21 protein-coding genes and 2 pseudogenes are annotated in these 26,618 nt (G+C 68.1%); 16 read left to right on the top strand and 7 right to left on the bottom strand.

Translation table 11 applies throughout. The features are described from left to right. The first annotated feature begins 12 nt into the window (after nucleotides 1–12). The 13 genes from AC3ERS_RS08830 to AC3ERS_RS08770 all read left to right on the top strand — a co-directional run bounded on the left by AC3ERS_RS08830 (nucleotide 13) and on the right by AC3ERS_RS08770 (nucleotide 19,516). Complete coding sequence (locus tag AC3ERS_RS08830) at nucleotides 13–777, top strand: MlaE family ABC transporter permease (RefSeq protein WP_431965413.1); 765 nt, start codon at nucleotides 13–15, stop codon at nucleotides 775–777. A 105-nt stretch (nucleotides 778–882) separates the two neighbouring features. Then, on the top strand, nucleotides 883–2,235 hold the full coding sequence (locus tag AC3ERS_RS08825; RefSeq protein WP_431965338.1) for an MCE family protein: 1,353 nt from the start codon (nucleotides 883–885) through the stop codon (nucleotides 2,233–2,235). Next, nucleotides 2,232–3,308, top strand: a complete 1,077-nt coding sequence (locus AC3ERS_RS08820; protein WP_431965336.1) for an MCE family protein — start codon at nucleotides 2,232–2,234, stop codon at nucleotides 3,306–3,308. The genes AC3ERS_RS08825 and AC3ERS_RS08820 overlap by 4 nt, the downstream gene beginning before the upstream one ends. Then, a complete protein-coding gene (locus AC3ERS_RS08815) occupies nucleotides 3,308–4,318 on the top strand; it encodes an MCE family protein (protein ID WP_431965334.1) in 1,011 nt (336 codons plus the stop codon). The genes AC3ERS_RS08820 and AC3ERS_RS08815 overlap by 1 nt, the downstream gene beginning before the upstream one ends. A gap of 1 nt (nucleotide 4,319) precedes the next feature. Then, nucleotides 4,320–5,591 (top strand): MCE family protein, encoded by a 1,272-nt coding sequence (locus AC3ERS_RS08810; protein WP_431965332.1) that lies wholly within the window; start codon nucleotides 4,320–4,322, stop codon nucleotides 5,589–5,591. Continuing rightward, complete coding sequence (locus AC3ERS_RS08805) at nucleotides 5,588–6,853, top strand: MCE family protein (protein ID WP_431965330.1); 1,266 nt, start codon at nucleotides 5,588–5,590, stop codon at nucleotides 6,851–6,853. Before AC3ERS_RS08810 ends, AC3ERS_RS08805 begins: the two co-directional genes overlap by 4 nt. Continuing rightward, entirely contained in the window at nucleotides 6,850–8,091 is a 1,242-nt protein-coding gene (locus AC3ERS_RS08800) for an MCE family protein (protein WP_431965328.1), read from the top strand. The genes AC3ERS_RS08805 and AC3ERS_RS08800 overlap by 4 nt, the downstream gene beginning before the upstream one ends. Nucleotides 8,092–8,198: 107 nt before the next feature. Continuing rightward, complete coding sequence (locus AC3ERS_RS08795; protein ID WP_431965326.1) at nucleotides 8,199–8,900, top strand: hypothetical protein; 702 nt, start codon at nucleotides 8,199–8,201, stop codon at nucleotides 8,898–8,900. Continuing rightward, complete coding sequence (locus AC3ERS_RS08790; protein WP_431965324.1) at nucleotides 8,897–9,568, top strand: hypothetical protein; 672 nt, start codon at nucleotides 8,897–8,899, stop codon at nucleotides 9,566–9,568. The genes AC3ERS_RS08795 and AC3ERS_RS08790 overlap by 4 nt, the downstream gene beginning before the upstream one ends. A 457-nt stretch (nucleotides 9,569–10,025) precedes the next feature. Beyond that, nucleotides 10,026–13,517, top strand: coding sequence for a DNA-directed RNA polymerase subunit beta (gene rpoB / locus AC3ERS_RS08785; protein ID WP_431965322.1), 3,492 nt, complete (start codon nucleotides 10,026–10,028; stop codon nucleotides 13,515–13,517). A gap of 109 nt (nucleotides 13,518–13,626) precedes the next feature. Then, the gene (locus AC3ERS_RS08780) at nucleotides 13,627–17,580 is read left to right on the top strand and encodes a DNA-directed RNA polymerase subunit beta' (RefSeq protein ID WP_431965320.1); all 3,954 of its coding nucleotides are present in this window, start codon (nucleotides 13,627–13,629) and stop codon (nucleotides 17,578–17,580) included. Between the two features lie 272 nt (nucleotides 17,581–17,852). Continuing rightward, the gene (locus AC3ERS_RS08775) at nucleotides 17,853–18,527 is read left to right on the top strand and encodes a hypothetical protein (RefSeq protein ID WP_431965318.1); all 675 of its coding nucleotides are present in this window, start codon (nucleotides 17,853–17,855) and stop codon (nucleotides 18,525–18,527) included. A gap of 341 nt (nucleotides 18,528–18,868) precedes the next feature. Further along, nucleotides 18,869–19,516, top strand: coding sequence for a DUF8020 domain-containing protein (locus AC3ERS_RS08770; protein WP_431965316.1), 648 nt, complete (start codon nucleotides 18,869–18,871; stop codon nucleotides 19,514–19,516). Nucleotide 19,517: 1 nt separating this feature from the next. Here AC3ERS_RS08770 and AC3ERS_RS08765 read toward each other — a convergent pair whose 3' ends face one another. After that, nucleotides 19,518–20,378, bottom strand: coding sequence for a helix-turn-helix transcriptional regulator (locus AC3ERS_RS08765; RefSeq protein WP_431965314.1), 861 nt, complete (start codon nucleotides 20,376–20,378; stop codon nucleotides 19,518–19,520). Nucleotides 20,379–20,478: 100 nt separating this feature from the next. Between AC3ERS_RS08765 and AC3ERS_RS08760 the strand changes: the two genes are divergently transcribed. Then, a complete protein-coding gene (locus AC3ERS_RS08760) occupies nucleotides 20,479–21,489 on the top strand; it encodes an aldo/keto reductase (RefSeq protein WP_431965312.1) in 1,011 nt (336 codons plus the stop codon). A 34-nt stretch (nucleotides 21,490–21,523) separates the two neighbouring features. On the opposite strand, the gene AC3ERS_RS08755 is transcribed toward AC3ERS_RS08760, so the two are convergent. Next, nucleotides 21,524–21,994 carry a PaaI family thioesterase gene (locus tag AC3ERS_RS08755; RefSeq protein WP_431965310.1) on the bottom strand — a complete coding sequence of 157 codons (471 nt, stop codon included), beginning with the start codon at nucleotides 21,992–21,994 and terminating at the stop codon, nucleotides 21,524–21,526. 123 nt (nucleotides 21,995–22,117) lie between these two features. On the opposite strand from AC3ERS_RS08755, the gene AC3ERS_RS08750 reads away from it, so the two are divergent. Further along, the gene (locus AC3ERS_RS08750; protein WP_357458616.1) at nucleotides 22,118–22,450 is read left to right on the top strand and encodes an ArsR/SmtB family transcription factor; all 333 of its coding nucleotides are present in this window, start codon (nucleotides 22,118–22,120) and stop codon (nucleotides 22,448–22,450) included. Beyond that, nucleotides 22,447–22,926, top strand: a complete 480-nt coding sequence (locus AC3ERS_RS08745; protein WP_431965308.1) for an SRPBCC family protein — start codon at nucleotides 22,447–22,449, stop codon at nucleotides 22,924–22,926. The genes AC3ERS_RS08750 and AC3ERS_RS08745 overlap by 4 nt, the downstream gene beginning before the upstream one ends. A gap of 87 nt (nucleotides 22,927–23,013) precedes the next feature. Here the strand turns inward: AC3ERS_RS08745 and AC3ERS_RS08740 are convergent, their stop codons facing one another. From AC3ERS_RS08740 to AC3ERS_RS08720, 5 genes and pseudogenes are all read right to left on the bottom strand, one after another. Beyond that, nucleotides 23,014–24,003 (bottom strand): pirin family protein, encoded by a 990-nt coding sequence (locus AC3ERS_RS08740; RefSeq protein WP_431965306.1) that lies wholly within the window; start codon nucleotides 24,001–24,003, stop codon nucleotides 23,014–23,016. A 197-nt stretch (nucleotides 24,004–24,200) separates the two neighbouring features. After that, nucleotides 24,201–24,470 (bottom strand): annotated as a pseudogene (locus tag AC3ERS_RS08735) (GNAT family N-acetyltransferase); the annotation flags it as partial. Between the two features lie 60 nt (nucleotides 24,471–24,530). Beyond that, nucleotides 24,531–24,983 (bottom strand): annotated as a pseudogene (locus tag AC3ERS_RS08730) (carboxymuconolactone decarboxylase family protein); the annotation flags it as partial. A gap of 124 nt (nucleotides 24,984–25,107) precedes the next feature. Beyond that, nucleotides 25,108–26,127, bottom strand: coding sequence for an aldo/keto reductase (locus AC3ERS_RS08725; protein WP_431965304.1), 1,020 nt, complete (start codon nucleotides 26,125–26,127; stop codon nucleotides 25,108–25,110). Next, a complete protein-coding gene (locus AC3ERS_RS08720) occupies nucleotides 26,124–26,573 on the bottom strand; it encodes a MerR family transcriptional regulator (protein WP_431965302.1) in 450 nt (149 codons plus the stop codon). Before AC3ERS_RS08720 ends, AC3ERS_RS08725 begins: the two co-directional genes overlap by 4 nt. Nucleotides 26,574–26,618: the final 45 nt, after the last annotated feature.

The raw sequence follows: 26,618 nt of genomic DNA, 5'->3' as shown, positions 1-26,618 counted from the left end.
GCGGGCGAGCAGATGTCGTTCTACTCGCGCGCCATCGCGTGGATTCCGCGCACCGCAGTGCACTACCGCAAGGAGGTCATGCGGCTGCTCGCCGAGGTGACCTTCGGCTCCGGAGCGCTCGCGGTGATCGGCGGGACCATCGGCGTCATCGTCTTCATGTCCGGTTCGGTCGGCGTCGTCGTCGGCCTGCAGGGCTTCAAGGCGCTCGACGCGCTGGGCAGTTCCGTGCTCACCGGCTTCCTCACCGCCTACATCAACACTCGCGAAATCGCCCCGTTGGTGGCGGCATTGGCGCTCTCCGCGACGGTGGGCTGTGGCTTCACCGCGCAGCTCGGCGCCATGCGTATCTCCGAGGAGATCGACGCGCTCGAGGTGATGGCGGTGCCCGGCGTACCGTTCCTGGTGACCACCCGGGTGATCGCCGGATTCGTCGCGGTCATCCCGCTCTACATCGTCGGCCTGCTCGGCGCCTACTTCGCGTCGCGCTCGATCAGCATCTGGTTCAACGGCCAGTCGAGTGGTTCCTACGACCACTACTTCAGCCTGTTCCTGCCACCCGAGGACGTGCTCTATTCGTTCCTCAAGGTGCTGATATTCGCGTTCGTGATCATCCTGGTGCACTGCTACTACGGCTTCACCGCCACCGGCGGGCCCGCGGGCGTCGGCGTCGCGGTGGGTCGCGCGGTGCGCGCCGCGATCGTGCTGGTGAACGTGCTCGACTTCTTCCTCAGCCTCGCGATCTGGGGAACGACCACGACGGTGCGGGTCGCCGGATGAAGCGATCCGCACGGCGACACCTCGCCGGCGCTCGGCTTTCGCCGTGCGGATCAGGCGCTGGTCCCGCCGATGACAACACGCAAGCCGACCCGCGGGGGCTGAGGCATGAGTAGCGGAACTCAGGCGTGGCGGTCCACCGAGAAGACTCGGGTGCGGCTGCTGGGCATCGCGTTCTTCGTGATCGTCGGGCTGTTCCTGTGGACGACCGTCGCGATCTACAACAAGCAGTTCGTCCGGACGGTCGACGTGCATCTGGTGACCGACACCGTCGGCAACGCGCTGACCAAGAACGCGGACGTGAAGGTGCGCGGGGTGATGGTCGGCGAGGTGCGGTCGAGCCGGACCGAGGGCGGCAAGGTGACCCTCGACCTGGCCATCGATCCCGGTAAGGCCGAGCAGATCCCGGTGAACGCGACCGCGCGGCTGCTGCCGAAGACTCTGTTCGGCGAGCGCTACGTGGACTTGGTGATCCCCGAGGAGCGGAGTCCGCAGCATCTGACCGACGGCGTCACCCTGTACCAGGACGCCAGCGGCAACGCCATCGAGATCAGCAAGCTGCTCGACGACCTGCTTCCGCTGCTGCAGTCCATTCCGCCACAGGACTTGGCCGCGACCCTCGGCGCGCTCTCCCAGGCGCTGTCGGGTCAGGGCCTCGCACTCGGCGAGACCGTGGACAAGCTGGACACGATCTTCCGCGACGTCAACGGCGTGCTGCCGGAACTGCAGGAGGGTCTGCGCGGCTTCGCCGAGACCGCCGCGGTGTACTCCGACGCGGCGCCGCAGCTCATCGACGCGCTGAACAACCTGCGCACCACCAATGCCACCATCGTGCAGCGGCGTTCGGACATCGACACCCTGTACGCCACGCTCACCCCGACGTCGTCGAGTTTGGCCGACTTCCTGCTGGCCAACCGCGACAACATCATCGACGTGGCCGCCGATTCGCGGCCCGCGCTGGAGCAACTGGCCGTGTACTCGCCGAGCTATCCCTGTGCGCTGGCCAACTTCGCGCAGATGAAGCCGCGCATCGACCAGCTCTTCGGTATGGGCACCGACCGGCCGGGCTCCCGGGTGACGATCGAGCTGACCAACACCCGCGGCAAGTACCTGCCCAACCAGGACGAGCCGCGCTGGCTGGACACCCGCGGCCCGTGGTGCCTCCCCGAATACCCGGTGAACGTGGACCCTGGCCAGTACACCGGCGGCCCGAACAACGACGGCTCCTACGCGGTGCCGAGCCGCTACCCCGGTGATCAGGACAGCGGCAAGCTGCCGGTGCCGCAGTTCGGCGTGTACCCGGCCGCGCAGGTGCCGACGCTGGCAGGCTCGCCGCGCGAGCAGCAGTCGCTCGGCGCGATCTACGGTGCGGCGCAGGGTGTTGCGCCCGAAGAGGTGCCGAGCTGGGTGACCAGGATCGGGGCGCCCGCCTTCCGAGGCAGCGAGGTGAGCGTGCGATGAAGGAAAAGCTGCGCGGCCTCGGCGGGCCGCTGACCAAACTGATCGTCTTCGTGGTCGTGACGCTGTTCGTGACCACGCTGCTCGGTCTGTCGATCGCCAACTACACCGGCGGCGGCACGCTGTTCAAGGCGCGGTTCACCGACGTCACCTCGCTGAACCCGGGTGACGAGGTGCGGATCGCGGGTGTGCGGGTCGGCAAGGTCACCGGCATCTCGATCGTCGACAAGCGGATGGCCGAGGTGAAATTCGAACTCACCGACCGCGATTGGCTGCCCGCCTCGACCACGGCCACGATCCGGTACCGCAACCTGGTCGGCCAGCGCTACATCGCGCTGGAGCAGGGCACCGGTGAGCAGGGGCGCAAGCTCAACGAGGGCGGCACCATCCCGCTGGACCGGACCCGGCCCGCGCTGAACCTGACCACGCTGTTCAACGGCTTCCGTCCGCTGTTCCGCACGCTGACCGCCGAGGACGTGAACAAGCTGTCCTACGAGATCATCCAGGTCTTCCAGGGCGAGCAGGGCACCATCCACGACCTGGTGGTCAGCACCGCGAGCCTGACCAACAAGATCGCCGACAAGGACGCGGTGATCGGCGAGCTGGTGAAGAACCTGACCGCCGTGCTGGAGACGATCAACGAGCGCGACGACCAGTTCGACCAGCTCATCATCAACACCGAGGCGCTGGTATCCGGGCTGGCCGCCGAACGCGAGACCGTCGGCCGCTCGATCAGCTCGCTGGGCAACCTGGCCACGGCGACCTCGGATCTGCTCGTCCCCACCCGGCCCTCGCTGCAGGGCACGATCGCGGGCCTGAACCAGCTCACCGGGACACTGAACGAACGCTCCGACGAGGTGAACCTGGCGCTGGCCACGCTGCCGGTGAAGATGGAAAAGCTCGGGCGGGTGGGCAGTTACGGCTCCTGGTTCCAGTTCTACCTGTGCGGCATCGACATCGTGGTCGGCCCGGGCGCGGTGGACGCGCCGCAGCTCAACCTGCCCGCGGGCCTGCCGACGATCAACCAGCCGCTGTACACGAACGCCGCGCCGCGCTGCCACGGGAAGGCCCGCTGATGGACGATCGGATCCTCCTAGGCAAGCGCAGCCCGGTCTTCCTCGGCGTGCTCGGCTTGGCCATGGTGGTGCTGGTGACGATGTCGGCGTTCTCCCTGGACCGGCTGCCGATCATCGGGGCGGGCACCAAGTACAGCGCCGAGTTCTCCGAGGCCGCGGGCCTGAAGAAGGGCAACGAGGTCCGCATCGCGGGCGTGAAGGTGGGTTCGGTCTCCGACGTCCGCCTGGACGGCGATCGAGTGATCGTCGACTTCCGCACCAAGGACGCCTGGATCGGCAACGAGACCACCGCCTCCATCCAGATCAAGACGCTGCTCGGCCAGAAGTACCTGGCCCTCGACCCGCGCGGCTCCCGCCCCGCCGATCCGGCCACGCCGATTCCGTTGTCGCGCACCGTGTCTCCCTACGACGTGATCGACGCCTTCTCGGACGCGGCGGCGAACATCGAGGACATCGACACCGCCCAGCTGGCCACCAGCATGCGGGTGCTCGCCGAGGCGTTCGCGACCACTCCGCCGGAGATCCGCGGCTCCATCGACGGCGTCGCGCGGCTCTCGGAGACGCTGGCCAAGCGCGACGAGGAACTCAAGCGGCTGTTCAAGGCGACGCGGCAGACCACCGAGGTGCTCGCCGACCGTAACGCCGAGTTCGAGCGGCTGCTCGCCTCCGGCGGTCAGCTGCTCGCCGAGCTGAACATCCGCCAGCAGGCCATCCGCCAGCTGCTCACCGGAGCCAAGACGGTGTCCGCCGAGCTGAGCGCGCTGGTCGCCGACAACTCCGAGCAGATCGGTCCCGCGCTGACCAACCTGGCCGCCGCGATCGACCTGCTGAACGACAACCAGCAGAACATCTCCAAGACGCTGGAGCTGGCGGGCCCCTTCTACGGCCTGTACGCGAACGTGCTCGGCACCGGCCGGTGGTTCGACGCGGTGATCGTCAATCTGCTGCCGCCCGCGCTGCCGGAGATCCCCGGCTACCGGGATCCGGTACGGAACATGGGAGGTAACTGACGTGGCCGCGAGCTGGCGCAGCGATCCGCTCACCGCGTTCCGCGAGTCGGGCCGGGGCACCAAGATCGGCATCGCGCTCGGCGTCGTCCTGGTGCTGGTCGCCGGGTGGGTGCTGTGGTGGGGCTTCGATCGGCTGACCACCACCAGGATCACCGCCTATTTCGATCGCTCGGTGGGCATCTACGAGGGCTCCGACGTGCGCATCCTCGGCGTGCCGGTGGGCAGGGTCGAGTCAGTGGAGCCGATGGGCGACCAGGTGAAGATCGTGATGAGCGTCGACCGCGGATACGACGTGCCCGCCAACGCGCAAGCCGCACAGATCACCCCTTCGGTCGTCTCCGATCGCTTCATCCAGCTGACGCCGGTCTACCGCGGTGGCCCGAAAATGGAACGCAACGCGACGATTCCGCGGCAACGCACCGTCACCCCGGTCGAGGTGGACCAGCTCTACAAGAGCATCGCCGAGCTCAGCGACGCGCTCGGTCCGGACGGCGCCAACAAAGACGGCGCGGTGAACGAACTCGTGCGCACCTCGGCGGCCAACCTTTCCGGCAACGGTGAGGCGCTGGCCAACAGCATCACTCAGCTCTCGGCCGCGGCGAGGTACCTGTCCGAGGCGCGCGGCGACATCTTCGAGACCGTCAAGAACCTGCAGAACTTCGTGAGCATGCTGGCGAGAAACGATCAGCAGGTGCGCGAATTCAACAGCCAGCTGGCCGATCTGGCCGGATTCCTGGCCGACGAGCGGCAGAATCTCGGCGACGCGCTGCAACTGCTCTCGGTGGCGCTCGGCGACGTCGCGCGGTTCATCGACGACAACCGCGCGCTGGTCGCGGAGAACGCCGAGGCGCTGACCACCCTCACCAAGACGTTGGCCGACCAGCGCGACGATCTCGCCGCCGCGCTGCCGGTGATCCCGCTCGCGCTGAGCAACCTGATCAACATCCACAACGCGGAATCGGGAACCCTCGACATGCGGGCCAATTTCACCGACCTGCAGGACCCGTTCGGCGTGGTGTGCAAGATGCTCGACCTGTCGAAGCTGATGCCGGGCGATCCTCGCTTCGAGGCGCTCGGCCGTCAGATGCGCCCGGTCCTGGACCACTGCAAGGAGATCACCGACCAGATCACCGCCGGGGTGAAGACCCCGACGCTGATCCTGCCGTTCGGCATCCTCTCCGGCGAGAACCTGCAGCGCGATCCCGTGCCGGGCACCGTGCCCGGTACCCCGTCCAACCAGTTGCCGCCGTCCGAGCAGGGAGGTGAGCGATGAAGACGACCAAGCCGTTCGTCCGCGGGCTGTCGGCGGCGGCGCTCGCCGTCTCGGCCGCGCTGATCAGTTCGTGCGCCGCCGACGGCATCTACAGCGTGCCGCTGCCCGGCGGCGCCGACGTCGGCCCGCATCCGATCCACGTCGACATCCACTTCGACGATGTGCTCGACCTGGTGCCGCAGTCCGCGGTGAAGGTCGAGGGCGTGCCGGTGGGACGGGTCGAGGACATCGAGCTGGCGCAGAACGGCTGGACCGCCAGCGTCCGCACGCTGATCAACTCCTCCGTCGACCTGCCCGCCAATGCCAGGGCCGAGGTGCGGCAATCGAATCTGCTCGGCGAGAAGTTCATCGAGCTCTCCGCGCCCGCCGCGGACCCGGATCCGGCGAAGCTGGCCGACGGCGCGGTGATCCCGGTCGAGCACACCCGCCACGCCACCGAGATCGAGCAGGTGCTCGGCGCCATGTCGCTGCTGCTCAACGGCGGCGGTGTCGCACAGCTGCAACCCATCGTCACCGAGCTGAACAAGACGCTCGGCGGTCGCGAGGACCGGGTGCGCTCGCTGATCGAGCAGGCCAACACCCTGATCGGCGGGCTCGACGAGCAGGTCGACGACATCACCCGGGCCATCGACGGGCTCGCCGTGCTCAGCAGCCGGGTGAGCAGCCAGACCGAGCAGATCGCCAGGATTCTCGACGAGCTCCCCGAGGGCATCAGGATCCTGGAAGAGCAACGGCCCGAACTGATCGGTCTGCTCACCCAGCTGGACCGGGTGGGCCAGGCCGGTTTCGACGTGATCGACACCGCCAAGGACGACCTGATCCGCGACCTGAACTCGCTGCGGCCGACGCTGCAAGAGCTCGGCCGCGCCGCGCCGGACCTGGTGACCGCGTTCCCGCTGATCCCGACCTACCCGTTCCCCGACTCCTCGCTGGAGGGCACCTTCGGCGGCCAGGTCAACACCTGGCTGTCGGTGGACCAGCAGATCGGCGTCACGCTGAGCAATCTCGGTGTCGGCAAACCGGATCCGGTGTACATCCCGCCGCCGTACGGCCCGCCGGTGAACGTGGATCCGTCCAACCCGTACTACAACGGCAACGGCCCGCGCCCCGGCTGGCCCACGGTGTCGTTGATTCCGCTGCCGCCGACCATGGCGGTGCTGCCCGTGCCGGGCGCACCCGTGCCGAACCCGCTCGGGCCGCTGCTGGACCAGTTCGGCGTGACGCCTCCCGGCGGCGCCGAAGGAGGGGGTGAGCCGCGATGACCCGGCTCGTTCGCAACCAGCTGATCGTCTTCCTGGTGATCGCAGTGATCGGCGTGATCTTCGTCGGCGCCAAGTACATCCGGCTCGACCACATGCTCGGCTTCGGTGAGTACGACGTGCGGGTCGACGCGAAGCAGACCGGCGGCATCTACAAGGGCGCCGAGGTGACCTATCGCGGCGTTCCGGTCGGCCGGGTCGGCGGGGTGGAGCTCACCGACGAGGGCGTGAGCATGACGCTGGTCATCGACTCCGACTCGCCGCGCATCCCGGCCTCGGCGAAGGCCGTGGTGGCCAACCGGTCGGCCATCGGCGAGCAGTACGTCGACCTGCAGCCCGACAGCGACATCGGCCCGTATCTGAAGGACGGCTCGGTCATCGCAGGGGCGCAGACGCCGATCTCGGTGGAGCAGCTGGTCTCCAGCGTCGACCACTTCACCAGCACGGTGGATCTGGAGGCGTTGAACACCACCGTCACCGAACTGGGCAAGGCATTCGACGGCAAGGGCGACGACCTGCAGGTCTTCTTGCAGTCGCTGAACGAGTTCACCACCACGTTCCACGAGACGTTGCCGCAGACCATCCAGCTGATTCGCGACGGCAGGGTGGTGTTCGCCACCCAGGCCGAGCAGGGGGACGCGATCCGGCGGTTCAGCGACGGCCTGGACCGGCTCTCCGTGCAGCTGCGCGCCAGCGACCCCGCGATACGCAGGCTGATCGGCACCGGCACCGACGCGGGCGAACAGGTCGGCGCCCTGCTCGACGAGAGCGGCGGCGCGCTCACCGAGGACCTGGCCAACCTGCGTGTGCTGCTGCAGAGCATCTCGCCCAAGTTCTACGCGCTGCGGCCGCTGCTGCAGATGCTGCCGCAGTTGTCGCTCGGCGCGTCGGCGACCGCGCCCGGCGACGGCACCAGCCACTTCGGTCTGGTGCTCGAGACCAACAACCCGCCCGCCTGCACCGTCGGCTACGAGGGCACCCAGCGCATCCTCGACCAGATGAAGGCGCAGAACCCCGACTTCGACGACACCCGCGACGAGTTCCCGTTCAACAAGGACGCGAAATGCCTTGTGCCGTTCGGCAATCCGACCGCAGTCCGGGGCGGCGAGCGGGCCGATCTGGCCGATCCGAGTATCTCGCAACCGTGGGACGACAACCCCAAGGTCGACCCGGAGAAGCTGAACCTGAACCCGATCGCCGTGCAGCTCGCCACCCTGATGGGGGTCACGCCGAAGCGGTGACCAGGAAGGATGACGTTATGGTTGGCAGTCGTGAGCGAGCGCCAGCGAGTGAACCATCAACACAGCGTGCTAGGCACGGCTCAGCCGAGCGCCAGCGAGGCTGAGTCGTGACTTCTGATCAGTCCAAGGAATCGGTGTCCGCCGAGACCGGGTCCGCGGAAACCCCGGCTGCCGAGCCCTCGGCCGAGACCGCTGCGGGCCGTCCGCCGGTCGCGGTGACCGCGGTCGTGTTCGGAGCGCTCGTCGTCGCCCTGGTGGCCGCGCTGTGGCTCGGCGGCGGCTGGGTCCGCGCGGCGTTCTTCACCGACGGTCCGCGCGCCGACGCCCGCGATTCCGCGCTGGACGCCGCGCGCCAGGCCGCGATCAACATGACCTCGATGAACCTCGACGACGTGCCGGGCTCGCTCGCGCTGGCCAGGTCGTCGATGACCGGCCCGATCCTGGAGTCGGCCACGAAGAACCAGCAGCAGTCCGAGCAGATGGCCGCGCAGGCGGGCGTCGGGATGAAGTCCAAGGTGCTCGGTGCCTCGCTGACCGCGCTGAACAGCGAGCGGGACAAGGCGTCGGCGCTGGTGGTGCTCCAGGTGTCCGAGTCGAAGCCGGACAAGTCGGTCTCCGATTACCGGTACACGTGGAGCCTGGACATGACCAAGGACGGCGACGTCTGGAAGGCCGAGCAGGTCGCCTCGCTGACCCAGCCGGTGCTGCTGGAAGGCCCCGGCCCGACCGGGCTCGGGCAGCCGGGTGCGCAGTCGCCCGCCGCTCCCGCACCGACTCAGGGGGCGCCCGCGCAGGAGGGACCGCGATGACCGACCGCCGCCCCGTCAACCGCGTCACCCCCAAGCGGCGCACCGCGCAGCCCGCCGCGCGCCCCGTTCGCAAGCCCAAGGTCGCCTCCGCGCGTCCGCGCGACGTCCCGGCCCGCGACGAAAAGGCGAGCGCCGCCGCGAGCCGCCAGCGTCGTGTGTCGCGGCCCCGCGTTCCGTCCACCGGTTCCTGGGCTCCGGTCGCCGCCGCGCTCGTCGCGGTCGCGCTGCTCGCCGGATTCGCCGTCCTCGCCGCGCTGCGGCCCGGCGTGCCCGACGACAACCGGGCCTTCGTCGACACGAGCGCGACCGAGGAAGTGCGCGCCGCCGCCGACCATGCCCTGCGGACCATCTACGGGTACGACATCGCGACCATCGATGGCTACGAGGCCGCGGTACGCCAGGTGGTCACCGGCAGCATGCTGACCGACCTCGACAAGTTCGCCGGCACCACTGTCGACGCCATTCGACAGGCGCAGACCAGCGCCGATGCCAAGGCCGACCCGATCGGGGTGACGATGCTCACCGAGGATCGGGCGGAGCTGCTGGTGAACCTCGTGGTGAGCGCCACCAAGGACGGCGTCGCGCAGCAGAGCGTGGCGGGTCCGGTGGTGCTGCGCATGCAGAAGGTGGACGGTCGCTGGCTGGCCAGCGGCATCGTCGACCAGTGATCTTGGTCGGCGCCGCTGTATTCCGGCAGGGGCGGGTCGGTCCTGGCACTTGACGAGCTTCGCCCGACCCGTCACGCTATTCACAACAGCGGCAGCTGTCACAAGTGGTTTCAGCCGCCCCGTAGCTCTCGACGCAGCCAGCGATTCGGGTGCCGGGCATCGCCCGAGCGGGGTCGGCGAGCGGGCCGCTTGCCCACGGCGCCCCGGTGCGCTGACCCCACGGCGCGCCAGCGGCGTGGAGGATCACACGGGTGGTACTTTGACACCTCCGTGTCTAGGAGTGTAGGTTTGGACTTTGCGCTGGCTGCCTCCTGTCCATACCTCGATTCGCACACGTAAGTTTCGCCTTCCGGTGTTACTTCCGTTGTTGCCTGTTCGGGTTTCGTTCGGGTTGTGACCAGCGGAATTCGTAGCAGAAGCAAGCGACGGTCGCGGACCACCACGCGACGCGCGTGAGGTGCTGGAAGGACGCATCTTGGCAGTCTCCACCCAGACCAAGGCAGTTGCCGGTATCCCTGGAGCCCCTAAGCGGGTCTCCTTCGCGAAGATCCGTGAACCCTTGGAAGTGCCGGGTCTTCTCGATCTACAAACGGAATCGTTCTCCTGGTTGGTCGGTTCGTCGGAATGGCGTGAGCGCGCGGCCGCTCGCGGCGACGTCGGCCTAGTCGGTGGACTCGAGGAGGTGCTCGAGGAGCTTTCGCCGATCGAGGACTTCTCCGGCTCCATGTCCCTGTCCTTCTCGGACCCGCGCTTCGAAGAGGTCAAGGCCTCGATCGACGAGTGCAAAGAAAAGGACATGACCTACGCGGCGCCGTTGTTCGTCACCGCGGAGTTCATCAACAACAACACCGGTGAGATCAAGAGCCAGACGGTCTTCATGGGTGATTTCCCGATGATGACCGACAAGGGCACGTTCATCATCAACGGCACCGAGCGTGTCGTCGTCTCGCAGCTGGTCCGCTCGCCGGGCGTCTACTTCGATCACACGATCGACAAGGGCACCGAGAAGGACCTGCACAGCGTGCGCGTCATCCCGTCGCGCGGCGCGTGGCTGGAGTTCGATGTCGACAAGCGCGACACCGTCGGTGTGCGCATCGACCGCAAGCGGCGTCAGCCGGTCACCGTGCTGCTGAAGGCGCTGGGCTGGACCACCGAGGAGATCGTCGAGCGCTTCGGCTTCTCCGAGATCATGATGTCCACCCTGGAGAAGGACAACACCGCCGGTCAGGACGAGGCGCTGTTGGACATCTACCGCAAGCTGCGACCGGGCGAGCCGCCGACCAAGGAGTCCGCGCAGACCCTGCTGGAGAACCTGTTCTTCAAGGAGAAGCGCTACGACCTGGCTCGCGTCGGTCGCTACAAGATCAACAAGAAGCTGGGCATCCACCTCAACGAGCCGGTCATCGGTTCGGTGCTGACGAAGGAAGACATCGTCAGCACCATCGAGTACCTGGTGCGCCTGCACTCCGGCGACAAGGTCATGACCGCCCCGGGCGGCGAAGAGGTGCCGGTCGAGGTCGACGACATCGACCACTTCGGCAACCGTCGCCTGCGCACCGTCGGCGAGCTGATCCAGAACCAGATCCGGGTCGGCCTCTCCCGCATGGAGCGCGTCGTCCGCGAGCGCATGACCACCCAGGACGTCGAGGCCATCACGCCGCAGACCCTGATCAACATCCGCCCGGTCGTCGCCGCGATCAAGGAGTTCTTCGGAACCTCCCAGCTGTCGCAGTTCATGGACCAGAACAACCCGCTGTCGGGTCTGACCCACAAGCGCCGCCTCTCGGCGCTGGGCCCGGGTGGTCTGTCCCGTGAGCGCGCCGGCCTGGAAGTCCGAGACGTCCACCCGTCGCACTACGGCCGCATGTGCCCGATCGAGACCCCGGAAGGCCCGAACATCGGCCTGATCGGCTCGCTGTCGGTGTACGCGCGGGTCAACCCGTTCGGCTTCATCGAGACGCCGTACCGCAAGGTCGTCGAGGGCCGGGTCACCGACGAGGTCAAGTACCTCACCGCCGACGAGGAGGACCGCGAGGTCCGCGCCCAGGCGAACTCGCCGGTGGACGCCGACGGCAACTTCCTCGAGGAGCGGGTGCTCGCGCGCCGCGGCAACGAGGAGATGGAGTTCGTCGCCCCGACCGAGGTGACCTACATGGACGTATCGCCGCGCCAGATGGTGTCGGTCGCGACCGCCATGATCCCGTTCCTCGAGCACGACGACGCCAACCGTGCCCTCATGGGCGCGAACATGCAGCGTCAGGCCGTGCCGCTGATCCGTTCCGAGGCCCCGATCGTGGGTACCGGCATGGAGCTGCGCGCCGCGACCGACGCAGGCGATGTCGTGGTGAACGAGAAGGCCGGCGTGGTCGAGGAGGTCTCCGCCGACTACGTCACCGTCATGGCCGACGACGGCACCCGCAAGTCCTACCGGATGCGCAAGTTCGCGCGCTCCAACCAGGGCACCTGCTCCAACCAGCGGCCGATCGTGGACGAGGGTCAGCGGGTGGAGCGGGGCCAGGTCCTGGCCGACGGTCCGTGCACCGAGAACGGTGAGATGGCCCTCGGCAAGAACCTGCTCGTGGCGATCATGCCGTGGGAAGGCCACAACTACGAGGACGCGATCATCCTGTCGCAGCGCCTCGTGGAAGAGGACGTCCTCACCTCGATCCACATCGAAGAGCACGAGATCGACGCCCGCGACACCAAGCTGGGCGCCGAGGAGATCACCCGGGACATCCCGAACGTCTCCGACGAGGTGCTCGCCGACCTGGACGAGCGCGGCATCGTGCGCATCGGCGCCGAGGTTCGCGACGGCGACATCCTGGTCGGCAAGGTCACCCCGAAGGGCGAGACCGAGCTGACCCCCGAGGAGCGGCTGCTCCGCGCGATCTTCGGTGAGAAGGCGCGCGAGGTCCGCGACACCTCGCTGAAGGTGCCGCACGGCGAGTCCGGCAAGGTCATCGGCATCCGCGTGTTCTCGCGCGAGGACGACGACGATCTGCCTCCGGGCGTCAACGAGCTGGTCCGCGTGTACGTCGCGCAGAAGCGCAAGATCCAGGACGGCGACAAGCTCGCCGGTCGCCACGGCAACAAGGGCGTCATCGGCAAGATCCTGCCGACCGAGGACATGCCGTTCCTGCCGGACGGCACCCCGGTGGACATCATCCTGAACACCCACGGTGTGCCCCGTCGTATGAACATCGGCCAGATCCTGGAGACCCACCTGGGCTGGATCGGCAAGGCGGGCTGGCAGGTCGACGGCAACCCGGACTGGGCGGCGAACCTGCCGGAGGAGATGTTCGGCGCGCCCGCCGACTCGAACATCGCCACCCCGGTGTTCGACGGCGCTCGCGAGGAGGAGCTGACCGGTCTGCTCGCCTCGACCCTGCCGAACCGCGACGGCGAACGCATGGTCGACGACAACGGCAAGGCCACCCTGTTCGACGGCCGCTCCGGCGAGCCGTTCCCGTACCCGGTGGCCGTGGGCTACATGTACATCCTGAAGCTGCACCACCTGGTCGACGACAAGATCCACGCGCGTTCGACCGGCCCGTACTCGATGATCACCCAGCAGCCGCTCGGTGGTAAGGCGCAGTTCGGTGGTCAGCGCTTCGGTGAGATGGAGTGCTGGGCGATGCAGGCCTACGGCGCTGCCTACACCCTGCAGGAACTGCTCACCATCAAGTCCGACGACGTCGTGGGCCGCGTGAAGGTCTACGAGGCGATCGTGAAGGGCGAGAACATTCCGGAGCCGGGCATTCCGGAGTCGTTCAAGGTGCTCCTCAAGGAACTCCAGTCGCTGTGCCTCAACGTCGAGGTGCTGTCTTCCGACGGCGCCGCGATCGAGTTGCGCGAAGGCGAGGACGAGGACCTGGAGCGCGCCGCGGCGAACCTGGGCATCAACCTGTCCAGGAACGAAGCGGCCACCGTCGACGATTTGGCGAACTAGGCGGTCGGGCGCGGAGGAACTCGGTCACCGACGACATCCGCGCCCATCGCGAACAACCAACTAGTGAACTTTTGCTCGAATTCGACCCGCACAGGGGAAAGGAAGTTACGTGCTAGACGTCAACTTCTTCGATGAACTCCGGATCGGCCTTGCCACCGCCGAAGACATCCGCCAGTGGTCCTATGGCGAGGTGAAGAAGCCGGAGACCATCAACTACCGCACGCTGAAGCCGGAGAAGGACGGCCTCTTCTGCGAGAAGATCTTCGGTCCCACCCGGGACTGGGAGTGCTACTGCGGTAAGTACAAGCGTGTCCGCTTCAAGGGCATCATCTGTGAGCGCTGTGGCGTCGAGGTCACCCGCGCCAAGGTGCGCCGTGAGCGGATGGGCCACATCGAGCTGGCCGCGCCGGTCACGCACATCTGGTACTTCAAGGGCGTGCCGTCGCGCCTGGGCTACCTGCTCGACCTGGCGCCGAAGGATCTGGAAAAGATCATCTACTTCGCCGCCTACGTCATCGTCGGCGTCGACGACGAGCTGCGCCACAACGAGCTCTCCACGCTCGAAGCCGAGATGGAGGTCGAGAAGAAGGCCGTCGCCGATCAGCGTGACGCCGACCTCGAGGCCCGCGCGCAGAAGCTGGAAGCCGACCTGGCCGAGCTGGAGGCGGAGGGCGCCAAGTCCGACGTGCGCCGCAAGGTCAAGGACGGCGGCGAGCGCGAGATGCGCCAGCTCCGTGATCGGTCCCAGCGCGAGCTGGACCGGCTCGAGGAGATCTGGAACACCTTCACCAAGCTGGCCCCGAAGCAGCTCATCGTGGACGAGGTGCTCTACCGCGAGCTGACCGACCGCTACGGCGAGTACTTCACCGGCGCCATGGGTGCGGAGTCCATCCAGAAGCTGATGGAGAACTTCGACATCGAGGCCGAGGCCGAGAACCTGCGCGAGACCATTCGCACCGGTAAGGGCCAGAAGAAGCTGCGCGCGCTCAAGCGGCTCAAGGTCGTCGCGGCCTTCCAGACCAACGGCAACTCGCCGATGGGCATGGTGCTCGACGCCGTTCCGGTGATCCCGCCGGAACTGCGCCCGATGGTTCAGCTCGACGGTGGCCGCTTCGCTACCTCCGACCTGAACGACCTGTACCGTCGCGTGATCAACCGCAACAACCGCCTCAAGCGACTGATCGACCTCGGCGCGCCCGAGATCATCGTCAACAACGAGAAGCGGATGCTGCAGGAGTCCGTCGACGCCCTGTTCGACAACGGCCGCCGCGGCCGTCCGGTCACCGGGCCGGGCAACCGTCCGCTCAAGTCGCTGTCCGACCTGCTCAAGGGCAAGCAGGGCCGCTTCCGTCAGAACCTGCTCGGTAAGCGCGTCGACTACTCGGGCCGTTCGGTCATCGTCGTCGGTCCGCAGCTGAAGCTGCACCAGTGCGGTCTGCCCAAGCTGATGGCGCTGGAGCTGTTCAAGCCGTTCGTGATGAAGCGCCTGGTCGACCTGAACCACGCGCAGAACATCAAGTCCGCCAAGCGGATGGTCGAGCGGCAGCGGCCGCAGGTGTGGGACGTCCTCGAAGAGGTCATCGCCGAACACCCCGTGCTGCTGAACCGTGCGCCCACCCTGCACCGCCTCGGCATCCAGGCCTTCGAGCCGCAGCTGGTCGAAGGCAAGGCCATCCAGCTGCACCCGCTGGTCTGTGAGGCGTTCAACGCCGACTTCGACGGTGACCAGATGGCCGTGCACCTGCCGCTGTCGGCGGAGGCGCAGGCCGAGGCCCGCATCCTGATGCTGTCCTCGAACAACATCCTGTCGCCCGCGTCGGGTCGTCCGCTCGCCATGCCGCGTCTCGACATGGTGACCGGCCTGTACTACCTGACCCGTCAGGTCGACGGCGCCAAGGGCGAGTACAAGCCCGCGACGAAGGACGAGCCTGAGTTCGGCGTGTACTCCTCGCCCGCCGAGGCGCAGATGGCTGTCGACCGCGGCGAGCTGACCGTGCGCTCCCAGATCAAGGTGCGGCTCACCACCCAGCGTCCGCCGAAGGAAGTCGAGGCGGAGCTGTTCCCGGAGGGCTGGCAGCGCGGCGACGCGTGGACCACCGAGACCACGCTGGGCCGGGTGCTGTTCAACGAGCTGCTGCCCGCGGACTACGCGTTCATCAACGAGCAGATGCCGAAGAAGCGGCAGGCGACGATCATCAACGATCTCGCCGAGCGCTACCCGATGATCGTGGTTGCGCAGACCGTCGACAAGCTCAAGGACGCCGGCTTCTACTGGGCCACGCGTTCGGGTGTCACCGTCTCCATGTCGGACGTTCTCGTTCCGCCGGAGAAGGCCGAGATCATGGAGCGCTACGAGGCGCAGTCGGATCAGATCGAGAAGAAGTACCAGCGTGGTGCGCTCGATCACCAGGAGCGCAACAACGCCCTGGTCAAGATCTGGCAGGAGGCGACCGAAGAGGTCGGTAAGGCGCTGCGCGCGCACTACCCGGCCGACAACCCGATCATCACGATCGTCGACTCGGGCGCCACGGGTAACTTCACCCAGACTCGTACCCTCGCGGGTATGAAGGGCCTGGTGACGAACCCGAAGGGTGAGTTCATCCCGCGGCCGATCAAGTCCTCCTTCCGTGAGGGCCTGACGGTTCTGGAGTACTTCATCAACACCCACGGTGCTCGTAAGGGTCTGGCCGACACCGCGCTTCGTACCGCCGACTCGGGTTACCTGACCCGTCGTCTGGTGGACGTCTCGCAGGACGTCATCGTGCGCGAGCACGACTGTGGCACCGAGCGCGGCATCGTCGTGCCGATCGCCGAGAAGCAGCTCGACGGCGTCATCATCCGCGACGCGCACGTGGAGACCTCCGCGTACGCCCGCACCCTGGCCGCCGACGCGCTGGACGTGTCCGGCAACGTCGTGGTCACGAAGGGCGCCGACCTCGGCGACCCGGCCATCGAGGCGCTGCTCGACGCGGGTATCACCGAGGTGAAGGTCCGCTCCGTGCTGACCTGCACCACCGGCACCGGCGTGTGCGCGACCTGCTACGGCCGCTCCATGGCGACCGGCAAGCTGGTCGACATCGGTGAGGCCGTCGGTATCGTCGCCGCGCAGTCCATCGGTGAGCCCGGTACCCAGCTGACCATGCGTACCTTCCACCAGGGTGGTGTCGCGGGTGACGACATCACCGGTGGTCTGCCGCGTGTTCAGGAGCTCTTCGAGGCTCGCGTGCCCAAGGGCAAGGCGCCGATCGCCGAGGTCTCGGGTCGCGTGCGGCTCGAGGACGACGACCGCTTCTACAAGATCACCATCATCCCGGACGACGGTGGTGAAGAGGTTGTCTACGACAAGCTCTCGAAGCGTCAGCGTCTGCGTGTGTTCAAGCACGACGACGGCACCGAGCGTCTGCTCTCCGACGGTGACCACGTCGAGGTCGGCCAGCAGCTGCTGGAAGGCGCGGCGGATCCGCACGAGGTGCTGCGCGTGATGGGCCCCCGTCAGGTGCAGATCCACCTGGTCCACGAGGTCCAGGAGGTCTACCGCTCGCAGGGTGTGTCGATCCACGACAAGCACATCGAGGTCATCGTGCGCCAGATGCTGCGTCGCGTGACGATCATCGATTCGGGCGCCACGGAGTTCCTGCCCGGCTCGCTCACCGAGCGTTCCGAGTTCGAGTCCTCCAACCGCCGCGTGGTCTCCGAGGGCCGCGAGCCCGCTTCGGGCCGCCCGGTGCTGATGGGTATCACCAAGGCGTCGCTGGCCACCGATTCGTGGCTGTCGGCGGCGTCCTTCCAGGAGACCACTCGAGTCCTGACGGACGCGGCGATCAACTGCCGCTCCGACAAGCTCATCGGTCTCAAGGAGAACGTGATCATCGGCAAGCTGATCCCGGCCGGAACCGGTATCAACCGCTACCGGAACATCCAGGTGCAGCCGACCGAAGAGGCTCGTGCCGCGGCGTACGCGGTGCCGTCCTACGACGACACCTACTACAGCCCGGACAGCTTCGGCGCCACCACCGGTGCCGCGGTCCCGCTGGACGACTACGGTTTCAGCGACTACCGGTAATCGGTAGCCGCCGATAGCCTTCGGCCCCCGCTCCTTTCCGGAGCGGGGGCCGTTCGCGTTTCCCGGCGACCCGAGGACAGCCCAGATTTTTGATGTCGCTCCTGAAATAAGTTGGCGCAGTTAGGATGTGGCACGGCTTGGCGCTGGTTCGGTGTCGGGGCGGCCCGGACGGCTGAGTGTGCGAAGGGGGCGCGTTCGTGGGCGGCAGTGCGTTGAAATGGAATTGGGGACGGCGGGGGGCCGTGCGCGGGAGGACGGCGGCGGGGGCGGTGGTGAGTTTGGTTGTGTCGGTGGCGTTCTGCTTGGGGACGGCCGCGCTGTGGGAGGCGGAGCTGCAACAGGACACGCCTGGCGCGGGGCCGGTGACGTCGGTGATCGGGCCGCCGCCGCAAGGGATTCCGGTCGCGTTGCCGAGGGAGGTGCCGCGGCGGCCCACGGTGCGGTTGGTACGCGATGGCGCGCCGGGGCCGGTGGCCGGTCGGACATACGGCCCGGATACGCGCCTCACGCCGATGCGCGGTCTGCGCGGTATGCCGTTCGATTTCGACGTTCCGGAAACCTGGGGATGCATCGGCGGCAGCAAGCGGCTGCGGGCCGATGTGGTGTGGACGTGCGCCGACGAGCGCGGTGGCAGTCGCGCGGGCGGCTGGATCGGCGTGCACTCCTGTCTCGCACCCTGTGGTGATATCGAGCAGGCCGGTTTCCGAGCCGAACTGATAGGCGCGGAATCACGCTGGCGCGCAACCGATCCCACGACCGCCTTCACGGAATCCGCAGCCGACATCGACGGCGAGCCCAGGCTGCGTGTCGCGATGACCTATGCCTTCGCTGCCGACACCGCCGGCCCCGTCGACACCCTCGCCTTCGCCAGATTGACCGGCCCACCCGCGACCCTGGACAGCCTGCTCCACCTGATCAACGAGGTCCGCCTGCGCGCCGCTGGGTGAACGACCTCGAAGCGCGGTCCGCGAGGCCACCGCGGCGGGCTCTCTCGTCCGGTCCGAATCCGAGATCGACCGCCGCCGTACCTCGCCGCATCGCACGCCTGCTCGGCGACGCTCGCGACGGGCAGCGCGCCGTCTTCGCCGAGCTCACCGCCGGTCGGCCGACCGAGGACCGCCGCTTCAGGGTCTGTCTTCAGCGCTCGAGCGCCGACATCCACGACTGACCGACTCTGTTAGATCACACCCAATTACCTTGACGCCCTTCAGAAGCCGCCCGGCGACCGGTAAGTTGTCGGCGGACAAACCGGACATTGCGAACCGGACGGCGCGACAGGAAGCACAGGATGAGGATCGGCAGAATCACCGCGACGGCGTTGCTGGCACTGGCGGCCACCGGAATCAGCGCGGGCGTCGTGCACGCCGAACCCGCGGACCGGCCCGCGCAGACCGCACCGGCCGCGGCGGCGCTGAATCTCGGCGGCGTCTTCCACGAGATCGGCTACCGCGTCGCCGTCTCCGAGGATCGGCGCTCCACCGTGACCACGCTCGAGGAAGGCCGCTTCGGCCTGGTCGGCGACAACCGGATCGTCACCATCGCCGACCGCACCGGCCAGGTCGTCGCCGCCCTGCCGATGACCCTGCACATCGAGGGTCACCGCATCGACCTCACCCCGCTCGTGAACGAAGCGGGCACCGAGCTGACCCTCGCGCCCGCCGCGACGTCGGACGCTCCGGTGCGTGAGATCAGCTCGCAGGAGCGCTTCTTCGCCGAAGCCGAGAAGGCCATGCCGCAGATCTTGGCGGGCGCGGCGATCGGCGCGGGCATCGGCTTCCTGGTCGGATTCCCGCTGGGTCTGTTCGTGCTCGACTTCATCACCGTCCCGATCACGACGGTCGTCGGCGGCGTGATCGGCGCGTTCGCCGGGCTCTACCAGGCAGGCGGCCAGCCCGCGATCGACGCGGCCCAGGCGTACCTCACCGGTCAGCCCTGATTCAGCGACGCTCGGTCGAGGGCGTGGGCCTGAAATCTTGCGTCCCGACCACCCGCAACAGTTCCAGCTTCTCGGCGGCGTCGGTCCCCGGTCGCGGCAGGTAGACCAGCAGGCGCTGGGCCGCGTTCGGGGTGAGCAGCGTTTCGCACACGGTGTCGATCAACCCGACCACCGGGTGCACGATGCGCTTGGTGTCCGAGAGCCGGACCGCGACCTCGTGTTCGGTCCACAGCCGCTCGAATTCGGCGCTCGCCGCGCGCAGCGCCCCGATGAACTCGGTGACGTCTGCGTCCCCGGCGCGGCGGGCGGCGGTGGCGCGCAGATCCGCGACGTGCTGTCGACTCAGGCGATCCCAGTCCTCCTCCGGGAAGCGCCCGCGCGAGGCGGAGTCGGCGAACCAGCCCCAGGCGTAGTAGCGGTCCAGACCCCGGCTGCCCGCGCGATCGCCGACGAGCAGCGTGTGCATCCGGTTCTGCACGAGCACCTCGCCCAGATCGGTGACCACGGCCGCCGGGGTGTCGTCGAGCTTGGCCAGCATGTGCAGCAGTCCGGGGCCGACGTGCTTGTCGCCGAGCGCGGGGCCAGGCGGCTGGTGTCCGCACAGGTGGTAGAGGTGGTCGCGCTCGTCGTTGCTGAATCGCAGCGTCCGCGCCAGCGACGCCAGCACCTGGGTGGACGGCCGCGGGCCGCGCGCCTGCTCCAGCCGCGTGTAGTAGTCGGTGGACATACCGGCCAGCAACGCCACCTCGTCGCGGCGCAGCCCGGGAGTGCGACGGCGCACGCCGGGTGGCAGGCCGACCTCCGCGGGCGTGAGCTGTTCGCGGCGGCGGCGCAGGAAGTCGGCCAGTTCGGAACGGTCCATCACTCCACTGTCGCGGATTTCGGCCGGACGGGCCAGGGATCGCCGATCCCCCGATAAGCGATCTCTGCCGGATACCGGACGCGCAGGTCAGAGTGGATACATGACGAAATCCACGATCGAGAAGACCACGCTCGGCGCCACCGGACCCACGGTCGGCCGCCTCGGGCTCGGCGCCATGGGTATGTCGGGCATGTACGGCGCGGCCGACGACGCCGAGTCCATCGCCACCATCCACGCCGCCCTCGATTCGGGCGCCGACCTCATCGACACCGGCGACTTCTACGGCGCGGGCCACAACGAGATGCTGATCGGCAAAGCCATCGCGGACCGCCGCCGCGAGGACATTCGGCTCAGTGTGAAGTTCGGCGTGCTGCGCGGGCCGGGTGGAACTTGGGGCGGCCTCGACAACCGTCCGGTCGCGCTCCGCAACTACCTCACCTACACGTTGCAGCGCCTCGGGGTCGACTACGTCGACATTTATCGGCCCGCGCGGCTCGATCCCGCCGTCCCGATCGAGGACACGGTCGGCGCTCTCGCCGAGCTGGTAGAGGCGGGCTACGTCCGGCACATCGGCCTGTCCGAGGTCGGCGCGGAGACGCTGCGCCGCGCCGCCGCCGTGCATCCGATCGCCGACCTACAGATCGAGTACTCGCTCGTCTCGCGCGGCATCGAAGCCGAGACCCTGCCCGTCGCACGGGAACTCGGCATCGGCATCACCGCCTACGGTGTGCTGTCGCGCGGCCTGCTCAGCGATACCGTGCGCACGCGCGAGAGCTTCGGCGCGGACGACTTCCGCGCACACAGCCCGCGCTTCCAGGGCGAGAACCTCACGCGCAACCTGCGATTGGTCGACGCGTTGGCGAAGATCGCCGCCGCCAAGGAGGTCGCGGTCGCGCAGCTGGCGATCGCCTGGGTCCTCGCCAGGGGCTCGGACATCGTGCCGATCATCGGCGCGCGGCGCAGGCAGCGCTGGGCGGAAGCGCTCGGTGCGCTCGACATCCGGCTCGACGCCGACGAATTGGCGAGCATCGAGGCAGCCGTGCCCCAGGACCAGGTCGCCGGGGAGAGGTACGCGGCCGCGCAAATGGAGATGCTGGACAGCGAACGGTGAAGACCGGTGTGGGCCAAGAGGGTAGCCCGCCGCCCTAAGTCCTTCTCGGGCGGATGACGGCGGTGAACGTCGCCGCCGCAACGGGCTTTCCCGAGTCGTCCGCGATCTGGACGGGCACCTCCAGCTCCACCGCGACACGTCCCGCGATATCCGCGCGCAGGCGCTCGACGGTGCCCGCGGTGAATTCCGATGTCGCGCGGAAGGGTCCCGCCACGCCCTTGGCCCGCGCCAGGTATTCGATGCGTCCGTCGCGGGCGACGATGAACGTCTCGCCCATCAGATCGACGATGCCCGAGACGGCGGCGCCCATCGCGGCGGTCTCGGCCAGGCCGAAGAGCACGGCCGCGTGCAGATCGCCGTTGTGGTTGAGGTGTTCCGGGCGCGGATCGATGGACACGACATTGCGTCCGGCATCGAACTCCACGCCTTCGATTCCGGCGTACTGAATGAACCCCAGCTTCTGGAATCCGGCCATCACCAGATCCCCCATGGTCGCGCTGTCCATCCGAACTCCCGCCGAGACGTCGTCACTGAAACGCGTTCTATTTTTATCGCCTCGAACCCGGCTTGTCCACAATTTCCACGCGGGTCTTGACTCGGGCGGCGCGCACTCGCAATACTGAACCTGATGGTTCAGTATGACTTCCTGGACGCCTCGTTCGGGGCGCTGGCGGACCCCACCCGGCGTGGGATTCTCGAGCGCCTCGGCAGCGGGCCCGCGACCGTCAGCGAACTGGCCGAGCGTTTCGAGATGACCCTCACCGGCATCAAGAAGCACATCCGGCTGCTGGAGGACGCGGGTATGGTCGTCACGGAGAAGCGGGGCCGGGTCAGGTATTGCCGACTCGGCGACAACGTCTTCGACCGCGAAGTGGCGTGGCTGCAGGGTTATCGGCGGATGGTGGAAGCCCGGATGGACCGTCTCGGTGAATTCCTCGAACGAACGGAGCCAGACACATGAGCACGACAACCCGCGATGCCGACATCACCACCCCCGTCGACCGGGAGATCCACATCGAGCGGATCTTCGACGCCCCGCTGGACCGGGTGTGGGACGCCTACAGCCGGATCGAGCAGCTGGTCCAGTGGTGGGCGCAGGGCAAGCGATTCGACGTGGAGCGCTGGGAGTTCCGCAAGGGCGGCCACTACCGCTTCGTCGACCACTCCGAGGGCGGCCCGCACGGCTTCGAGGGGCGCTTCCGTGAGATCACCCCGAAGGAGCGGATCGTGCAGTCCTTCGAATGGGACGGCATGCCCGCCCACGTCGCCATCGACGCCACCACCTTCGTCGACCTCGGCGACGGCCGCACCAAGGTCGTCACCGTGAGCCAGTTCCACACGCCGCAGGAGCGCGACGGCATGCTGCAGTCCGGGATGTCCGAAGGGCTCAATGCCAGCTACCGGGCGCTGGACGAACTGCTCGCCGAGTCTGCCTGAGCCGAGGCGTCTGCGGCCCCCGCGATCGGGCGGGGGCCGGGCGGCCGGAGAACGAAATCCCCGGCGCGGTGCGCATTTCGAGAGCCCTCAGGCGCGCTCCGCGCCGATGCGCCGCTTGCGCGGCTTCAGGTGCAGAGCTGGCATCGGCGGGGCCGGAATGCGTTGGTCGGGCGGATGTCCCGCGATCGGGGCGAAGCGCTCGACCCGGCGGTTCTCCCAATCCTCCCGGGCCGCGACGATCTCTTCGTGGCTGCGCCCCACGAAGTTCCACCACATCACGAGTTCCTCGCCGAACGGCTCGCCGCCGATCAGCGCGAGATGCGCCCCGGTGCCGCTCGCCAGCCGCAGCTCGGCCCGATCGGAACCGAGGTAGAGCAGCGGGCCCGGCTTCACCTCGGTATCGGCGGCGGTCACCTCGCCCTCGATCACCAGCAGCGCGTGCTCGAAGGCCGGGTCGAGCGGAATGATGATCTCGGCGCCGGGATCGACCCGCACATCGGCGCCCACGATCGGGGTGTAGGCCATGGCGGGCGAGGTCAGCCCGGCGAAGGAGCCGATCAGCACGATGGCGCGCACGCCGTCGGCCTCGTAGACCGGCAGGTCGCGATGCTGCTCGAAATGCGGATCGACCGCGGCGCGGTGGCCGGGCAGTGCGATCCACAGTTGCAGGCCGTGGCCCGCGGGCGCGTCGGGATCGCCGTACTCGGAATGCGCGATGCCGCGACCGGAGGTCATCAGGTTCAGCTGGCCGGGGTTGATCTCCACATCGGAACCCACCGAGTCCCGATGCCGGATGCGACCCTCGAACGGCCAGGTCACCGTCTGCAAACCGATGTGCGGGTGCGGATCGATATCCGGCGGCGCGCCGGTCTTGGTGACCGTGGGGGAGCCGAAATGATCGAGGAAGCACCACGCTCCGACGGTCGGCAGATCCCGTTGCGGCAGCACCCGTTCCACGAACACCCCGCGCACGCCGCCCAGCGGCACCTCGCGCGCCGGGTAGAGCTCGGCGACCGGGCCGGGACCCGGCGTCGGCTGGCACACCGATTCCGCGGGATGCGGATCGAGATCGCTCATGTCTGCGCCTCGCTGACGCTCGGCTCCGGCATGCGCGATGCGCGCTGGCACACGATTCGCTCACTACGTTCGCTCATGCCTGCACCTCGCTGACGCTCGGCTCCGGCATGCGCGATGCGCGCTGGCACATGATTCGCTCACTCCGTTCGCTCATGCCTGCGCCTCTCCCGCGTTCGAGAGGACGGCGACTCGCGCGTTCATCGCTGGATGCCCTTGCCGACCACGTGCGGGTCGTACTCCGGGTGCTTGTCGACGAAGCCCTTGATGAACGGGCAGTGCGCGGTGATGGTGCGCCCGCGCGCGACCACATCGTCGAGGGCTTCCTTGGCGAGCGTGCTGCCGAGGCCCTTGCCGCCGAAGGCCTTGTCGATCTCGGTGTGGACGAAGTCGGTGTCGTTGTCGCGTTCGATGTACTCGGTGAAGCCGGCCAGTTCGCCGCCGTAGTAGATCTCGTAGCGGTTCTGCTCGGCGTTGCGCGCGACCTTGGTCTCCGCGAGATCGGTCATGGTTGCCTCCTCCTTGTGCGCCCGGACCGGGTGCTTGCTCATGATCGACACACGGTTGAAGGCGCCGATCGTGGTGGCGACCCAGACGACTGCCGACATCTGGTCATCGGACAAGTGCTCTCGTGCTGAAGCGTACTCACGCTCGACCGCCGCCTCATCGGGCAAAAGGGCGGTGACCTCGGCGAGGGCGAGCGCGGCCCGATCTCGCGGGGAGTACGGGCCGCCGCGGCGCCAGCCGGGCAGGACCGCGATCTCCTGCTCGGTGGCGCCCGCCCGCAGCGCGGCGCGGTAGTGGACGTCCAAGCAGTGCGAACAGCCGTTGAGCTGGGAAACCCGGAGATTGACCAGCTCGACGAGCCTACGGTCGAGCCCGGCCGCCTCGGCGGCGGCCCTGACCTCTTTCGCCGTGGCGAGCAGGGCGCGGTAGGCGCGAGGCGTCTGTTTGTCGACCCACACCCGATTCTCGGGGTTCATGACGACGGATGATAGTCGCGATTGGTTGACGTGTCACCCTTGGTCGACGGTGGCACCACCCACCTGTTCGTCCGAGCCGGGCGGCCGAGGCTGCCGCCCGGCTCGAACGACGCGGCGGGTGGGACTACTCCCGGCCCGCGGACGTGAAAGTCATGTCCGCGTACCGGTTTCCGGCCACCTGCGCCGCGATCGGCTCGAGCGTCGCGAGCTCGTCGGCGGACAGCGTCAGCGTCGCGGCGGCCACGTTCTCTGCCAGCCGCGTGCGGCTGCGGGTGCCGGGGATCGGGATCACCGGCAGGCCGTGCGCGACCGCCCTGCTGTGCACCCAGGCCAGCGCGACCTGCGCGGGCGTCACGCCGCGAGCCTCGGCGATGGCGCGCACCGGGGCGAGCAGTTCGGCGTTGCGTGGCGCGTTGTCGCCGGTGAAGCGCGGCATCGCCCTGCGGAAGTCGTTCGCGTCGGCCAATTCGCCCGCCGCCGCGAAGGATCCGGTCAGGAAGCCGCGGCCGAGCGGCGAATACGGCACGAAGGCGACGCCGAGTTCGGCGGCGGCCGGCACCGCGGTGTTCTCCACGTCCCTGGAGAACAGCGACCACTCCGACTGCACCGCGACGATCGGATGCACGGCATGCGCCGCGCGCAGCTCCGCGCCGGTCACCTCGGAGAGCCCGAGCGCACGCACCTTGCCCGCCGCGACGAGTTCGGCCATGACGCCGACGGTGTCCTCGATCGGCACCCGCACATCGCGACGGTGCATGTAGTACAGGTCGATGACGTCGATGCCCAGCCTGCGCAGGCTGGCGTCCACCGAGGCGCGGATGTACTCGGGGGAGTTGTCGAGGCCGCGATAGGTGGGGTCGTCCGCCTTGCGGACGATGCCGAATTTGGTGGCCAGCACCACGCGATCGCGGTTGGCCCGCACGAAATCGGCGAGGAACTCCTCGTTGTGGCCCGAGCCGTAGACATCGGCCGTGTCGAACAGGGTGACGCCGAGTTCCAGCGCCCGATCCAACGTCGCTCGCGACTCGGTGAGATCGGACGGACCGTAGAACTCGCTCATGCCCATGCAGCCCAGGCCCTGCGTCCCGACTTGGATGCCGTCGGCGCCCAGCGCGGCGGTGGGGAGCGTGTCGGTCGTGGTCATGCCTTGATCCCTTCGCTGTCGTGCGTGGTGAGCGCGGCCGGCCGGATCGCGGCGGATCTGCCTTCGTAGATGGCGATCTTGTAATCCAGCACGGCCACGGTGTTCTGCAGTTCGGCGATCTTGGCGAGCGCCTCGGCGCGGGTATCGCGGAACATCGCGAGCCGCTCCGGGAAGGTGGAGTCACCGGCGCGCACCAGCTCCGCGTAGCGGAGCATGTCGGCGACCGACATGCCGGTGGTGCGGAGCCGCCCGATCAGCTCGAGCCATTCCAGATCCCGGTCGCTGAACCGGCGCTTACCGGTGTGGTCGCGGCCGATGTAATCCATCAACCCGATCCGCTCGTACCAGCGCAGCGTGTCGCGGCTCAGGCCCGATCGCTCGGCGGCCTCGCCGATCGAGTACTTCGGCCGTTCCCGTTCGTTGTCACCCTCGTGACGTGCCGTCATGGCCACCGGTCTCGCCCCTCTCGTCGAACACGGACGACGCTAGTC

It is taken from the genome of Nocardia sp. bgisy134, assembly GCF_057708325.1.
This window is presented reverse-complemented; position numbering and strand designations above follow the sequence as displayed.

Coding starts and splice junctions, on each gene's coding strand:
- AC3ERS_RS08830 (WP_431965413.1), top strand. CDS start 13: ATGTCGTTCTACTCGCGCGCCATCGCGTGGATTCCGCGCACCGCAGTG.
- AC3ERS_RS08825 (WP_431965338.1), top strand. CDS start 883: ATGAGTAGCGGAACTCAGGCGTGGCGGTCCACCGAGAAGACTCGGGTG.
- AC3ERS_RS08820 (WP_431965336.1), top strand. CDS start 2,232: ATGAAGGAAAAGCTGCGCGGCCTCGGCGGGCCGCTGACCAAACTGATC.
- AC3ERS_RS08815 (WP_431965334.1), top strand. CDS start 3,308: ATGGACGATCGGATCCTCCTAGGCAAGCGCAGCCCGGTCTTCCTCGGC.
- AC3ERS_RS08805 (WP_431965330.1), top strand. CDS start 5,588: ATGAAGACGACCAAGCCGTTCGTCCGCGGGCTGTCGGCGGCGGCGCTC.
- AC3ERS_RS08800 (WP_431965328.1), top strand. CDS start 6,850: ATGACCCGGCTCGTTCGCAACCAGCTGATCGTCTTCCTGGTGATCGCA.
- AC3ERS_RS08790 (WP_431965324.1), top strand. CDS start 8,897: ATGACCGACCGCCGCCCCGTCAACCGCGTCACCCCCAAGCGGCGCACC.
- AC3ERS_RS08770 (WP_431965316.1), top strand. CDS start 18,869: ATGAGGATCGGCAGAATCACCGCGACGGCGTTGCTGGCACTGGCGGCC.
- AC3ERS_RS08765 (WP_431965314.1), bottom strand. CDS start 20,378: ATGGACCGTTCCGAACTGGCCGACTTCCTGCGCCGCCGCCGCGAACAG.
- AC3ERS_RS08760 (WP_431965312.1), top strand. CDS start 20,479: ATGACGAAATCCACGATCGAGAAGACCACGCTCGGCGCCACCGGACCC.
- AC3ERS_RS08755 (WP_431965310.1), bottom strand. CDS start 21,994: ATGGACAGCGCGACCATGGGGGATCTGGTGATGGCCGGATTCCAGAAG.
- AC3ERS_RS08750 (WP_357458616.1), top strand. CDS start 22,118: ATGGTTCAGTATGACTTCCTGGACGCCTCGTTCGGGGCGCTGGCGGAC.
- AC3ERS_RS08745 (WP_431965308.1), top strand. CDS start 22,447: ATGAGCACGACAACCCGCGATGCCGACATCACCACCCCCGTCGACCGG.
- AC3ERS_RS08740 (WP_431965306.1), bottom strand. CDS start 24,003: ATGAGCGATCTCGATCCGCATCCCGCGGAATCGGTGTGCCAGCCGACG.
- AC3ERS_RS08725 (WP_431965304.1), bottom strand. CDS start 26,127: ATGACCACGACCGACACGCTCCCCACCGCCGCGCTGGGCGCCGACGGC.
- AC3ERS_RS08720 (WP_431965302.1), bottom strand. CDS start 26,573: ATGACGGCACGTCACGAGGGTGACAACGAACGGGAACGGCCGAAGTAC.